Below are 13921 nucleotides of genomic sequence, written 5' to 3' on the forward strand. Positions count from 1 at the left end.
CAGCGCGCCGCGCCCTATCAGCCGCGAGCCTGATTGGACGCCAGAGTGGCCATGATGGCCTTCTGAATGTGCAGCCGGTTTTCCGCCTGATCAAAAATGATCGAGCGTGGATTATCCAAGACCTCCTGGCTGACTTCCTCGCCTGGATGGGCCGGCAGGCAGTGCATGAACCACGCGTCCGGCTTGGCGGCAGCGAAGACCTCGGCCGTGACGGCATAAGGCGACATTTGCGCGATGCGCTGCTTGGTCTCCTCTTCCTTGCCCATGCTCACCCATACGTCGGTGTAAACGACGTCGGCATCCTTCACCGCCTCGAGCGGATCGGTCGTGAAATGGTAATCCTTGGCGAGCCCCTCCTGCTTGAGCAGCGCATCGATTTCGGGCGACGGCTCGAAGCCTTTGGGGCCGGAGAGCGAGATCTTCATTCCGAAGAGCGCCGCACCGAGGATCCAGGAGTTGGCCATATTGCAGGCCGTATCGCCCAAGAACGCGATCTTGCGACCTTTGAGCGAACCGAGGAGATCGCCGCCCTTTGGCGCCCAGCGTTCGGCCAGCGTAAAGGCATCCGTGTAAATCTGGCACGGGTGCAGAAAATCCGTCAGCGCATTGATCACCGGAATGGTGCCGCTGGCCGCGAGACGCTCGACTTCGGCGTGTTCGTAGGTGCGAACGATCAAGCCGTGCACAAACCGCGAAAGCACCTTGGCCGTGTCCTCAACCGACTCACCACGGCCCAGTTGGATGTCGTTCTTGTTCAGGAAAAGCGGATTGCCGCCGAGTTCGTGAACACCGACTTCAAAGGACACACGTGTGCGCGTGGAAGACTTCGAAAAGATCAGCGCCCACGTCTGATGCTGAAGCACCGGGGGCGTATGACGACCCCGCTTGGCTTTAAGGTCACGTGCCAGCGCGAAAACTTCCGCCACTTCGTGTGGCTTGAAGTCGGTCTCTTTGAGGAAGTGCTTCATGAAAAAAATGAAGCGGACAGGCTTGGCCATTCGCTCCGCTCCTACGAGAGCAAAATACAGGCCGCTTGTTTACTTTTTCGCGACAAACACCGAGCGCAGAATCTCGACGGAACTCGCGAGCTCGTCAGCCGTTGCATTGAGCGGAGGCAGGAGCCGAATCACATTGCCGCCAGCGGAGGGCACGAGCAGGCCCGCATCACGCAACGCCGCGACATACGGAGCCGGATCACTGGCCAGCTGAATGCCCACCATGAAGCCACGTCCGCGCACGCCCAGCACTTGCGCCGGAAAATCCGTCGCCAGTTCCGTTAAGGCCTCGATCCACGATCCGCTTGCGCGGCTAACCTGCTCCATGAGCTTCTCCTTCTCGATCACGTCGAGCACGGCAAGCGCCGCGGCACAGGCCAGCGGAGTGCCGCCAAACGTCGTGCCATGCATGCCCGGCTGGAAGAGATCAGCCGCTTTTTCGCCGATCCAGATCGCGCCGATCGGGAAACCGCCGCCCAGCCCCTTGGCCATGCCGATCGCATCCGGACGCACTCCGGCATGCTCGTAGGCAAAAAACTTTCCTGTGCGACCCACACCGCACTGCACTTCGTCGAGCATGAGCAGGAGATTGTGCTGGTTGCACAGTTTGCGCAGGCCCAGCAGGAACTCGGTCGTGGCGGAATTCACGCCGCCTTCGCCTTGGATCGTCTCGACAAAAATCGCCGCGGTCTGGTCGTCGATCAACGCCTCGAACGAGGCGAGATTGTTGAGTTCGCCGAATGCGAAACCGGGCACAAGCGGACGAAATCCTTTCTGGATTTTTTCCTGCGGGGTCGCACTCATGCCGCCAAACGTGCGGCCGTGAAATGCGCTCTTCGCGCAGATCACTTTGTAGCACTTGCCCTCTTCGCCACCGGCCTTGGTCGCACCATGCAAACGCGCGAGCTTGAGCAGACCTTCGTTGGCCTCGGCTCCGCTGTTACAGAAAAATACCCGGCCCGGTCCGGCATAGCCGACGAGACGGCGTGCGAGTTCGCCTTGGTTCGGATTGCGGAAAAGGTTGCTCGTGTGAATCAGCTCGCCGGCCTGGCGCTGCACCGAGGCCACCCAATGCGGATGGCAATGCCCGAGCGCGCTCACCGCGATGCCCGAGGTGAAATCGAGGAACTTGCCGCCCTGGTCATCCCAGACATGCGAGCCGCTGCCGCGCACGAGCGTGAGCGCGGGGCGTCCGTAGTTTTTCAGAACGTGCGCGTCGTAGAGATCGGCCGTGCTGGTGCGAACGACATCGGGGCGGTTGCTCATGGCTGAATCAACCGTGCACGATCTCCGTGCCAATGCCGGAGTCGGTGAAAATTTCCATCAACAACGAATGCGACTGGCGCCCGTCGATGAAGTGGACGCGCTGCACGCCCTCTTGAAGCGCGCGCACGGCGCTCATGACTTTCGGGCGCATGCCCTTGTCGATGACACCCCTCTTCTTGAGGTCGTCCACTTGGGAAATTTTGAGCGTGGAAATCAGCGACTCCGGATCCGACGGATTCGAAAGCAGGCCGGGGACGTCGCTCATGTAAACGAGGCGGCGGGCGCGCAGGGCACTGGCCACGCGGCCGGCAACCAGGTCGGCATTCACGTTGTAAGGTTTGCCGTCGAGCCCTTCGGCCACCGGCGAGATCACCGGAACGTTGCCGTCGGCGATTTCCTTTTTGATGAGCTTCACCTTCACCTCGGTGACTTCGCCCACATAGCCGAGATCAACGGCGTTGCCATTGTCGTCAACGAGCAGCTTTTCGCACACGAGCACGCTGTCGCCGGCGAGCCCCTTGGGCTTGGCCTTGGCCAGCGAAATGGCATCGCACACGTCCTTGTTCACAACTTCATCGAGCGTCTTCTTGACGATCTGCACGCTGGCCTCGTCGGTGATGCGCATGCCATTGGGCGCGAACTGCGATTTCAAGCCCGAGGCTTCGAGCGCCTTGGTGATCGCTTTGCCACCGCCATGGACAACGACGACGTTGATGCCCACGGCTGCGAGGAACGCGATGTCGTAGGCCACGCGGTTGCGCACCGCGGGATCTGGGTCGTCCATAAAGCTGCCGCCGTATTTGACTACGAAGGTCGAGCCGCGAAAATCTTGGATGTAAGGCAGGGCTTCTAGGAGCACCTTCGCCTTGGTGGTGATTTCAGTTACGTTCACTTATCGGTGTTGGAGTAAACACGGGTAAATCACGCGTGGCCGGCATTTCCATCTTATTTCTCAACCCGACGCGGGAATTAACGCCTTCGGCACGCGCCAATCAAAGAATCGGCTTCACTCCGCGCGCCGTCGCGCCACTTCTGAACGCGTGCCCAGCACCGCCCTTTCCTTCTCTTCCCGTGACGAACATCGTGCGTGGCTCGCCACGCAATCCGCCCTGCCACTCGGCTTCCGCGTGGGCACGGCACGCTTCGACTTCATGCCCAAGGAAGCACCCAAGCCCGCGAAGATGACGCTCACGCTCATCGCGTTGGATAAACCCACGCCGGACTTCGCCGCCATGTTCACCAAAAACGCCTTCCCCGGCGCCCCCGTGATCGTCGGCCGCCAGCGCCTCGATGAACCCCTGCTCGGCGCGATCATCGTTAATAATAAAATTTCCAACGTGTGCGCGCCCGGTGGCGTCGAAACCTCGGAACGCGTGTGCGTCGAGACGGCAAAACTCCTCGGCCTCCCCGCGACCGCTGTGCTGCCGAGTTCCACCGGTGTGATTGGCTGGGGCCTGCCGGCCGACGACATCGTGGCGAATCTGCCCAAAGCCGCCGCCGCGCTCGCCGCCGGTTCGATCATGCCCGCCGCCGAAGGCATCGTGACGACTGATCTTTACCCCAAAGTCCGCAGCGCCGCCGTCGGCGCGGGCCGCATCGTCGGCATCGCCAAGGGCGCGGGCATGATCGAGCCCAACATGGCGACGATGCTCGTTTACATCCTCACCGATCTCGCCGTGCCGCGGGACACGTTGCGCGCACTGCTTACGAAGACGGTCAACGCCAGCTTCAATCGCATCAGTATCGACAGCGATACCAGCACCTCGGACACCGTTGCCCTCGTCTCGTCGAGCCTCGTGCCCTGCGATGACCTCGCCGCGTTCGAAAACGCACTCGCGCTTGTGTGCCGCGACCTCGCCGAAGACGTCGTGCGCAATGGCGAAGGCGTGCGTCACGTAATCCGCGTCGAGGTGAAAAATGCCGCGACCGCCTCGCTCGCTTGCGCGCTCGGCAAGGCGATCGTGAACGCGCCGCTCTTCAAATGCGCCGTCGCCGGTAACGATCCGAATGTCGGCCGCCTCGTGCAGGCCATTGGTAAACACGTCGGCGCGCATGCACCCGAAACCGATCTTTCCAAGCTGCGTGCAAGCATCGGCGGCATCGAGATTTTCGCCAAGGGTGCGTTCCGGCTGAATCCGGAAAAAGAAACCGCACTGGTCGCCCACTTGAAAAATGCGGAACTTTACACGAGCAAGCCGTCCGCCGATGGCGTGTTCGCCGCGACGGTGGATTATCCGCCGCACGAACGCTGCGTGGAGATCGAGGTCGACCTCGGGAGCGGTCACGCCGCAGCCACGATTTTTGGTGGCGACCTCACACATGAATACGTGAGTGAGAACGCGGATTACCGGAGCTGATCCTCCCAAAACGGCGGCGAATTTAACGCAGAGGCGCAGAGGACGCGGAGACACGCAAAGCACGGACGCGCTGTTGTCGCCGCGTGCGTCTTTCTTGAGTCTCTGCACCTCTGCGTCTCTGCGTTAAAACCTCTTTCGCTCTAGGCACAAAAAATCCGCCCTCTTTTGAAGGGCGGATTTTGAAAACGTTCCTGACAGCTTAGCGCTTCGAGAACTGGAAACGCTTGCGGGCGCCGGGCTGACCGGGCTTCTTGCGCTCTTTTTCGCGCGGGTCGCGCTTGAGGTGGCCGGCCTTTTTGAGGGCGGCGCGAAGCTCGGGATTGAGCTTCTGGAGGGCGCGGGCGATACCGTGGGCGGTCGCACCAGCCTGGCCGGTGACACCACCGCCGGCAACGTTGACGTCAACGTCAACCTTGTCGCGGAGCTCAACAGTTAGCAGGGGGCGGAAAGCCTGCTTCGAGAAGTTCTCGTGGGAGAAATAGGTGTCGAAGTCGCTGCCGTTGGCAGTGAGCTTACCGGTGCCTTCAGAGAGGCGAACGCGGGCAGTGGAGGTCTTGCGACGGCCGGTGCCGAGATAGATGGTCTTTTCAGCGCTCATGGTAATCAGACGGAGGTCTTAACGGGGCTCTGGGCCTCGTGGGTGTGGTTCGGGCCGGCGAACACGCGGAGCTTGGTGAGCATGTCACGGGCAATGCGGTTCTTCGGCAGCATGCCTTTGACGGCGTGCTCGATGATGAAGGCCGGATTCTTCTCACGCATCTGCTGCATGGTCTTGTAGCTCTCGCCACCGACGAAACCCGAGAAGAACATATACTTGTTCTGCTCTTCCTTCTTGCCGGTCAGGACGACCTTCTCGGCGTTAATGATGACAACGAAGTCGCCGGTATCGACGCTCGGGGTGTAGGAAGCTTTATGGCGGCCGCGGATAAGGTTGGCGGCTTTGACCGCGAGACGGCCAAGGACGGCGCCCTCGGCATCGATAAGATGCCATTTGGCTTGCACAGTCTCTTTTTTGGCGAGGAACGTTTTCATGAGAAAAGAGGCGGATTGCGAAGGTTTGCCCGAGAGGTGTCAACCCCTCTTTTGGCCTTGTGAACAAAAAACCCGCCCTGCCGTTGCCGGCAGGACGGGCCCGAGGGTTTTCGATCCGTGAATCGATCCAGATTAGAAACCGACCGACAGGCCGAGGAAGAAAACGACCTGATCCTGGTCAGGATTGAGGTTCTTGTCGTCAACCGAGGTGTAGTTCACGCCTAGGGTGAGCTTGGCGGTGTCGCTGACCTGATAAGGAAGCGCCACCCCGGCGCCCCAGTAGGTGTAGTCATTGCCCGGGATCTGGACGTAGCCGAGAATGGCCGAGAAATCCAAGGACACGCCGAGCTTGGGGATCGGGAGCTTGTAACCGATCGAGCCAATGTAAGAGGACACTTCGAGATCGAAGTCGTAGTAGTAGTAAACGCTGGGGCTCAGGAGCAGGTTGGTCTTGATGCCGGCGGAAACCTCCGTGGTGTCACCCTGGCTGCCACCATTGTAGGTGTAGCGGGTCACGCCGAGGTCGGCGGAAAAGATTTCAGTGATCGGGCGGGTGTAGCCCAGATAAAGATCCGCTTCGGAATCGAAGGTAGCCGTGGCGTTATTCTGGCTGATGGCGTCGGAATACCACACGCCGGCATAAAAATCGCCATAAGAAGCCTCGATGGAAGGCTGGATGGAGGCATCGGCGAGCTTGGCGCCACGGAACACGTAATCGCTAACATACGTGACATCAAGGCTAACGGCCAAGGAGGAGGCGTTGGAAGCATCCTGAGCGGAGGCGGACACACCGGCCGCAAGAGCTGCGACAGCGAGGATCATCTTTTTCATTTTGGTGTAGTTCTTTGGTTTAGTGGTTCTGTCGGGTTTCCGGTCAGGGACCCAGCAAACGCATGCAAAGAACTACCAAGCATCCTTCAAGTCTTTACTCGGGGGTCACGCCGCCACCGCCACGAGGTAAAATCCACTCTAGGCGCAGAACCCTGTGGCAATCGGGCAGGTATCTCTCAACTTACCGCCATGCGTAGCTATTTATATTTAACTGCCGCTGTGGGAGCCATTGGCGTGATGGCAGGTGCCTTCGGTGCCCACGCCCTGAAAGATACCCTGATCACCCATGGAACTACATCCACTTGGAACACAGCAGTGTTATACCATTTAATTCACGCCCCGGCCTTGCTCGCAGTTTGTTTTCAGGCCTTGGACAAAAATGCCGCGACTTCATGGCTGAACAAGGCCTGCGCCGCCTGGATCACGGGCGTGGTCCTGTTTTCGGGATCGCTATACTGGCTCTCACTGGGAGGTCCTCGCTGGCTGGGACCCGTGACTCCGCTGGGCGGACTATTCTTAATTTTAGGCTGGCTGTGCGTGGCCGTCGCCGCCGCCAAGCACCCAAAAACGTCATAAACCCCGCAGCGCTTCATGGAGTTGCCCGCTGATTTACTGTCCGTGCTGGAAGCCGTGCGCCAGACTGCCCGTCCCCGACTGGCCGGAGGGTGCGTGCGGGATTCACTGTTGGGATTAAAACCGAAGGACTTCGATATTGAGGTCCAAGGCGTGGATTTTGATGAACTTCAGGCCATTTTATCACCTTTCGGCGCCACCGACGTGGTCGGCCGCAGTTTCGGGGTGATCAAGCTCCGGCTCGGCTCCATCGAATACGATTTCAGCCTGCCCCGGCGTGAATCCAAGACCGGCGCCGGTCATCGTGGATTTGCGGTCACGCCCGACCCGTTGCTCAGCGATGCCGATGCCGCCGCCCGGCGCGATTTCACGATCAACTCGATCACCTGCGATCCGTTCACCGGCGAATTGTTCGACCCGCATGGTGGCCAACGTGACCTGAACGACCGCGTCCTTCGTCACACCAGCTCCGCTTTCACCGAAGACCCGCTGCGCGTCCTCCGCGCCTTTCAATTCGCCGCACGCTTCAATTTCACCCTCGCTCCAGAAACCGCCGCGCTTTGTCGCAGCATGGTGGATACCTATAGCGAGCTTCCCGTCGAACGCGTCTGGGGTGAATGGGATAAATGGGCCACGCAATCCATCCGTCCTTCCCGCGGTCTCGATGTCCTCGAAGAAACCGGCTGGCTCGTCCACTTCCCCGAGGTCGCCGCTCTGCGCGGCTGCCCTCAAGACCCCGAGTGGCACCCTGAGGGCGATGTGTTCACCCACACCCAACATTGCTGCGACGCCCTCGTGCAACTTCCCGAGTGGCGCGACGCCCCGCCCGCCCGCCGTCGTATCTTGCTCTTCGGCGTGCTCGCCCACGATTTCGGCAAACCCGCCACCACCGCCCAATCCGAGGTTCGCGGACGCCTGCGTTGGCGCAGCCTTGGTCACGAAGCGGCCGGCGGCCCCATCGCGGATAACTTTCTCCGTCGCATCGGCTCGCCTCACGCCATTCCAGAAGCCGTCCGTCCGCTGGTCGTGCTGCACCTCGCCCACCACCATGGCGCCGACGAGTTCAGCGACAGCCACATCCGCCGCCTCGCGCGCAAACTCCACCCCGCCACCATCGACGATCTCTGCGCCGTGATGATCGCCGACAGTCTCGGCCGCCCCCCGCTCACCGGCCCCGAGAACCTCGTCCTCATCGAAAAACTTCGCACCCGCGCCCACCAGCTTTCCCTCCGCATCGCCCCGCCCCGCCCGATCTTGCTTGGCCGACATCTCATCGCCCTCGGCCACCGCCCGAGTCCCGGTTTCACCGCCATCATTCACGCCGCCTTCGAAGCCCAGCTCGACGGCGCTTTCGACGACGAAGCAACCGCCCTCATCTGGTTGAGAAATTATTTGCAGAACAACCCCGGCTCCGAGCCGTGACAAACCGTGCATCCGCGCTTACCTTGATCCCACTTTTTTTAAAATCATGCCCAACCAACTCGACCAGCTGAAACAGTTCACCGTCGTCGTTGCCGATACCGGCGACTTCGCCTCCATGAAGGAATTCACCCCGCGCGATGCGACCACGAATCCCTCGCTCATCCTGAAGGCCGCCGGCATGGCCGCCTATGCGCCGCTCGTAGATCAAGCGATCAAGGACGCCGGCTCCTCCGCCGACATCGGCCACGTGATTGATCGCCTCCTCGTTAATTTCGGCCTCGAGATCCTCAAAATCGTCCCTGGTCGCGTGTCCACCGAGGTCGATGCCCGACTTTCCTTCGACACCGCCGCCACCATCGCCAAGGCCCGCGAGATCATCGCCCTCTACGAAAAAGCCGGCATCGGCCGAGACCGTGTTCTCATCAAGATCGCCTCCACTTGGGAAGGTATCAAAGCCGCCGAGCAACTCGAGAAAGACGGTATCCACTGCAACCTTACGCTCCTCTTCTCGTTCGCCCAGGCCGTCGCCTGCGCCGAGGCCGGCATCACGCTCATCTCGCCTTTCGTCGGCCGCATCCTCGACTGGCACAAGGCCAAGAAGCCCGACGCCAACTTCGCCGGCGCCGCCGATCCGGGCGTGATCTCCGTCACCCATATCTACACCTACTACAAAAAATTCGGCTACAAGACCGAGGTCATGGGCGCCTCCTTCCGCAACACCGGTGAGATCGTCGAACTCGCCGGTTGCGACCTCCTCACCATCGCACCTCCGCTGCTCGCCGAGCTCAAGGCCTCCGAAGCTCCGCTCGTCCGCAAACTCGACCCCGCGAAGGCTCCTTCCGCCGACCTCAAGAAGGCCACCTTCACCGAGGCCGCCTTCCGCTTCGCCCTCAACGACGACCCGATGGCCACCGAAAAGACCGCCGAAGGCATCCGCCTCTTCTCCGCCGACATCGTGAAACTCGAACAGCTTATCGCGCAAAAGCGCGGCTGAGTCTGTCGCACGCGATCCTCGCGTCCAACCAAAGCCCGGCGTTTCCACACGCCGGGCTTTTTTATGGCCAAAGACAGAAGTCACGTTGACAAGCACTCCCCGCGGGCCTGCCTTCATGCTCACCTCGCGGACGCGATTCCCCTTCGACGTTTGCAGGCATTTTTCGACATGGAAGACGGTATCAATTTTATCCAGGACCTCGCCATCGTGCTGCTCGCCGCCGGCCTCGCCGGTTCGCTCTGCAAACGCATCGGCCTCTCCGTCATCGTAGGCTACCTCGCCGCCGGCCTTGTCATCGGCCCCTACACGCCGCCGTTCTCTTTCGTCACCGACGTCGCTCGCATTCAAACGCTCTCGCAGGTCGGTCTCGTGTTCCTGATGTTCGCGATCGGTCTCGGGCTGAGTCTCACCAAGCTCGGCCGCATGGGCCTTCCCACGCTCATCGCCACCGGCCTCGGCGCGTTTCTGATGCTCAACCTCACGCAACTCCTCGGCGTGTTCGTCGGCTGGACGTCCATGCAGAGCCTCTTCATCGCGAGCATGTTTGTCGTCTCCAGTTCCGCCGTCATCGCGAAGATTGTGAGTGAACTTAAACTCACTCACGAAGGCGCCGCTCAACGCGCCCTCGGCATCACCGTGATGGAAGACGTCGTCGCCGTCGTCATGCTCACCATCCTCGCGAGCCAGACCCAGTCCGGCGGTGGTGACGGCGCCAGCGTCGGCACGCTGCTTGCCACGATGAGCGCCTTCGTCGTGCTCCTCGTCGGCGCCGGCCTGCTTTTTGTCCCCCGCCTGCTTCGCCGCCTCGAAGCCCGCGCCGACGCCGAACTCCAGACGATCATCGTCGCCGGCGTTCTTTTCCTTCTCTCCATCGCCGCCGCCAAAGCCGGTTATTCGCTCGCCCTCGGCGCCTTCCTCCTCGGCGCCATCGTCGCCGAGATGCCGCAAAAAGTCGGTGTCGAAAAATCCTTCGCCGGCATGCGCGATCTCTTCAGCAGCGTCTTCTTCGTGTCCATTGGCATGATGATCGACGTCCGCCTGCTGTTCGGCGTCTGGCCGCTCATCCTCGGCCTCTTCGCCTTCGTGATGATCTGCCGCCCCATCGCCTGCGGGCTCGCCATGGTCATCTGCGGCACGCACCCGCGCGAAGCCCGCCGCGCCGGCCTGCTCCTCACGCCCCTCGGCGAATTCTCATTCATCATCGCCCAGCTCGGCGTGAGCAGTGCCGTATTGCCCGCTTCGTATTACCCGCTGGCCGTCGGCGTCTCCATTCTCACGGTGCTCGCCACCCCGCTCATCAACCGCAACGCCGGTCCGCTCCTACGTTTTGCGGAACGCATCGAACCCCGCTGGCTCACCCGCGCCCTCGAAGCCTACCACGGCTGGCTCCAACAGGCTCAAAACGGCAAATCCTCCCCGCTCGCCTGGAAACTCATCCGCAGCCGCATCCCGCAGATCGCCATCGAAATGCTGGTCACCTCCGGCCTGCTGATTTTCTCAGGCCAGATTCTGGCGTTTATCGAAGGTTCATTCTCTTCCGAGTGGATCGAAACCGTGCGTCTCAACTACATCTTCTGGGGTGTCATCGGCCTGATCGTTCTCGTGATGCTCGTCGCCCTCTGGCGCAACGTCACCGCCATCGTCATGATCCTCGCCGAGAGCCTGGGCGAAGGCACCCGTCTTCCCGCCAGCGTGATCTACAACGGTCTCCGCGCCATCTCCGCCGTGCTCCTCGGCTACTGGCTCTACGCCATCCTGCCCATCAACGCCCTGCCCGGCTGGGGTTGGGTCGTCATCGGCGCGGCCGCCCTCGTGGTCGTCGCGATCTTCTCCAGCCGCCTCGTTTACTGGCACAGCACGTGGCAATCTTCCGTGCAGGACGTCCTCCGCGAAGACCCCGACCGTCCTTCCGGCGTGCGCACCGAAGCCCGCAACGCCCTCGACCAGGGCCTCGAAGGCTGGGACATGCGCCTTGACGACTACACCGTGCCCGACGACGCCGCCTACGCCGGCAACGACCTCGCCCAGCTCGCCATCCCGTCCCGCTTCGGCTGCTCGGTCATCGAGGTCGAGCGCAACGGCTACGTCATCACGCGCACCGGCCCCGACCTCCGCATCTATCCGGGCGACAAACTTCTCCTCCTGGGCAAAGACCAGGGCCTCGCCGCCGCCCGCGATTTCCTTCAAGGGACCACCAAGACCGTCGATGAAACCTCCGACGAATTCAGCGGCTCCATCCTGCAAACCCACGCCGTTCCCGCCGGCCCGCATACCGGCAAAACCCTCGCTCAACTCCAGATCGCCCGCGAAACCGGCGTGCGCGTCGTCGGTATCCACCGCGACAATACCAAGATCATCAACCCCGACGGAAACCAGTCCCTCCAGTCCGGCGACAACCTCCTCGTCGTCGGCACGCTCGAAGAACTCCGTTCCTTCCGCCGCTGGCTGCGCGGCGGCGGCGAAACCATCCCGCCGTTCCCCGTTTCCGCATAACCCGCTCCGGCATGATCCGCGCCTTCCAATGGGACCTCGGCCGCCAGGTCGAGCGTCTCGGCTTTCTCCTCGACCAGCTCCCCCGTTACGCCGACTGGGGCTATCAGGAACTCTACCTGCACCTTGAGGACTCGGTCGCTTACCCAAGCCTGCCCGGCGTCGCCCGGGCCGACGCCTACACGACCCGCGAATTCGAAAAACTCGTCCGCGCCGCCACCCGCGCCGGCATCAAGGTCGTCCCCATCGTCAACCTCCTCGGCCACACCCAATACCTCATCAAAGACCCGTCGCTGCGTGACCTCAACGAGCTCCGCGCCCCCGACGGCACTCCGCTCGACCGCGGACAAATCTGCCCGCTCCACCCGCGCACACTCGAGGTCGCCGAAAAACTCCTCCGCGACATGGCCCCGTTCTGCACCGCGGGCAAAGTCCACGTCGGCCTCGACGAATCCTTCCACCTCGGCAAACACCCGCTTTCCCGCGCCGAAGTGAAACGCATCGGCCTTGCGTCGCATTTTTCTGGATACGTAAACCGCCTCCACACGCTTGTCCAGCCGCTCGGCCTCCGCATGGGTCTGTGGGCCGACATGCTCGCGCTCATCCCCGACGCCATCCCGCAACTCCCTCGCGGCTTGATCGCCTACGATTGGTATTATTATCCGTTCCCGCGCCACCCGCGCATGGAGCTGCACAACTACGCCGACTACGACCTCGCCCCCGCCTTCGCGAAACAAGGCATCGAATACTGGGGTTGTGCGATGAACGGCGGCTTCCGCCACGAACCGCTCCCCGTTTTCGGCGAACGTCTCGCCAACGCCCAATCCTGGTGGCGCCGCTGCCGTCAAACTCACGCCGGCGGTTTTCTCATGACCGGCTGGGAACCGCAACGCCTCGCCTTCGAAATGCCCATGGTCGTGGACGCCGCCGCCGCCTGCCTCTGGTTGAATCCCGAGATCGACGACCACGCCGGCATGCTGGCCAAAGGCTTCGAACGCGTCTTCGGCAAATCTGGCTCCCGCGAAGCCGCCCGCGCCGCACTCGCCTGTGACGAACACGCCTTCGCCGGCTACGCGAAATGGGAAACCCATGATCGCTGGGACAACCTCGCCGGCCCCGAAGGCCCCGGCCGCGCCGAGCGCAGCGCGAAGTTTTTCACCCGCCTCGCCGCGAAGCCCAACCTCCCCGCCCCCTTCTCCGCCAGCGCGTCGCTCAACGCCTACCTCGCCGCCCGCGAATCTTTCATCCGACAAGCGACCCGCGACGTCCAAAAACTCCGCCGCTACCACACCACCGGACAAAAGCAGTTTGTAACTTATTACGTTACAAACTGTCTTAAGCCGCTCGATTTGTTTGAATTAAAACTCTCAAAAGCGCGCCTAAATGCCCGTGAAATCTGGGCCCGCACCCGCGATCCGCGTGTGCAATCGCCCTACGCCGATATCCTTGATCGCGACGCAGCGCGTTTGAAAACGTGGCGCGCCTGGCTCAACGCTACCGCCAAAAATTCCGCCCGTGCGCTCGACGCCTCGCCCGTCCACGGACGCTGGCAGCTTACGTTCATCGTCCACAACCACGCGCCCGCGCTTCAGAAAATTCTCGTCGAACAACAGTCCGCCGACGGCACGTGGAAAACCCTCGCCGAACGTTTCACCATCGAGTTCCGCGCCAAAGCCGCCCGACCCCGAGCCAACCTCAAACGCGAGTTTTCCGTCTCCATCGATTCACCCGCGCTCCCACTACGCATCGCGTTGCGCGGAATCGGCGAAGTCACCGTCGGCCAAGTCACGTTCACCGACGGCGTCATCATTTTGCGCCCGCAAGACTGGCCCGTGCGTGAACGCCGCGCCCTCGGCACGCCGGCACCGACTTCTGGCTTTCCCGATCTACACCTCGGCAGCAACCGCGATGCCGTGTCGCTCGTATTCTAGTTCGCATTCCCACCGATGTCAGGCTGCCCG

The 13921-nt window shown here is 61.9% G+C and carries 12 protein-coding genes; 6 read left to right on the plus strand and 6 right to left on the minus strand.

The window, feature by feature from the left end; all coding sequences use genetic code 11:
* Nucleotides 1-17: 17 nt before the first annotated feature.
* The 3 genes from argF to argB form a co-directional block, all read right to left on the minus strand.
* Complete coding sequence (gene argF / locus FPL22_RS08990) at nucleotides 18-968, minus strand: ornithine carbamoyltransferase (protein ID WP_144229933.1); 951 nt, start codon at nucleotides 966-968, stop codon at nucleotides 18-20.
* A gap of 69 nt (nucleotides 969-1037) precedes the next feature.
* Nucleotides 1038-2261 carry an aspartate aminotransferase family protein gene (locus tag FPL22_RS08995; RefSeq protein ID WP_144229934.1) on the minus strand — a complete coding sequence of 408 codons (1224 nt, stop codon included), beginning with the start codon at nucleotides 2259-2261 and terminating at the stop codon, nucleotides 1038-1040.
* A 7-nt stretch (nucleotides 2262-2268) separates the two neighbouring features.
* Entirely contained in the window at nucleotides 2269-3153 is an 885-nt protein-coding gene (argB, locus tag FPL22_RS09000; RefSeq protein WP_144229936.1) for an acetylglutamate kinase, read from the minus strand.
* Nucleotides 3154-3301: 148 nt separating this feature from the next.
* Here argB and FPL22_RS09005 point away from each other — a divergent pair, with 148 nt between their 5' ends.
* Nucleotides 3302-4618 carry a bifunctional ornithine acetyltransferase/N-acetylglutamate synthase gene (locus tag FPL22_RS09005; protein ID WP_144229938.1) on the plus strand — a complete coding sequence of 439 codons (1317 nt, stop codon included), beginning with the start codon at nucleotides 3302-3304 and terminating at the stop codon, nucleotides 4616-4618.
* Nucleotides 4619-4817: 199 nt separating this feature from the next.
* On the opposite strand, the gene rpsI is transcribed toward FPL22_RS09005, so the two are convergent.
* The 3 genes from rpsI to FPL22_RS09020 all read right to left on the minus strand — a co-directional run bounded on the left by rpsI (nucleotide 4818) and on the right by FPL22_RS09020 (nucleotide 6481).
* Nucleotides 4818-5216 (minus strand): 30S ribosomal protein S9, encoded by a 399-nt coding sequence (gene rpsI, locus FPL22_RS09010; protein WP_144229940.1) that lies wholly within the window; start codon nucleotides 5214-5216, stop codon nucleotides 4818-4820.
* Between the two features lie 5 nt (nucleotides 5217-5221).
* Nucleotides 5222-5650: a 50S ribosomal protein L13 gene (gene rplM, locus FPL22_RS09015; protein ID WP_144229942.1), complete on the minus strand. Its 429-nt coding sequence runs from the start codon at nucleotides 5648-5650 to the stop codon at nucleotides 5222-5224.
* 132 nt (nucleotides 5651-5782) lie between these two features.
* Nucleotides 5783-6481, minus strand: a complete 699-nt coding sequence (locus FPL22_RS09020) for a TorF family putative porin (RefSeq protein WP_144229945.1) — start codon at nucleotides 6479-6481, stop codon at nucleotides 5783-5785.
* 189 nt (nucleotides 6482-6670) lie between these two features.
* Here FPL22_RS09020 and FPL22_RS09025 point away from each other — a divergent pair, with 189 nt between their 5' ends.
* The 5 genes from FPL22_RS09025 (at nucleotide 6671) to FPL22_RS09045 (ending at nucleotide 13891) form a co-directional block, all read left to right on the plus strand.
* Nucleotides 6671-7057, plus strand: a complete 387-nt coding sequence (locus FPL22_RS09025) for a DUF423 domain-containing protein (RefSeq protein WP_144229947.1) — start codon at nucleotides 6671-6673, stop codon at nucleotides 7055-7057.
* Between the two features lie 15 nt (nucleotides 7058-7072).
* Complete coding sequence (locus FPL22_RS09030; protein ID WP_144229949.1) at nucleotides 7073-8476, plus strand: CCA tRNA nucleotidyltransferase; 1404 nt, start codon at nucleotides 7073-7075, stop codon at nucleotides 8474-8476.
* Between the two features lie 46 nt (nucleotides 8477-8522).
* The gene (tal, locus tag FPL22_RS09035) at nucleotides 8523-9470 is read left to right on the plus strand and encodes a transaldolase (protein ID WP_144229951.1); all 948 of its coding nucleotides are present in this window, start codon (nucleotides 8523-8525) and stop codon (nucleotides 9468-9470) included.
* A gap of 168 nt (nucleotides 9471-9638) precedes the next feature.
* The gene (locus FPL22_RS09040; protein ID WP_144229953.1) at nucleotides 9639-11963 is read left to right on the plus strand and encodes a cation:proton antiporter domain-containing protein; all 2325 of its coding nucleotides are present in this window, start codon (nucleotides 9639-9641) and stop codon (nucleotides 11961-11963) included.
* A gap of 11 nt (nucleotides 11964-11974) precedes the next feature.
* Nucleotides 11975-13891 (plus strand): family 20 glycosylhydrolase, encoded by a 1917-nt coding sequence (locus FPL22_RS09045; protein ID WP_144229955.1) that lies wholly within the window; start codon nucleotides 11975-11977, stop codon nucleotides 13889-13891.
* Nucleotides 13892-13921: the final 30 nt, after the last annotated feature.

This window comes from Rariglobus hedericola (assembly GCF_007559335.1).
Classification (GTDB): domain Bacteria; phylum Verrucomicrobiota; class Verrucomicrobiia; order Opitutales; family Opitutaceae; genus Rariglobus; species Rariglobus hedericola.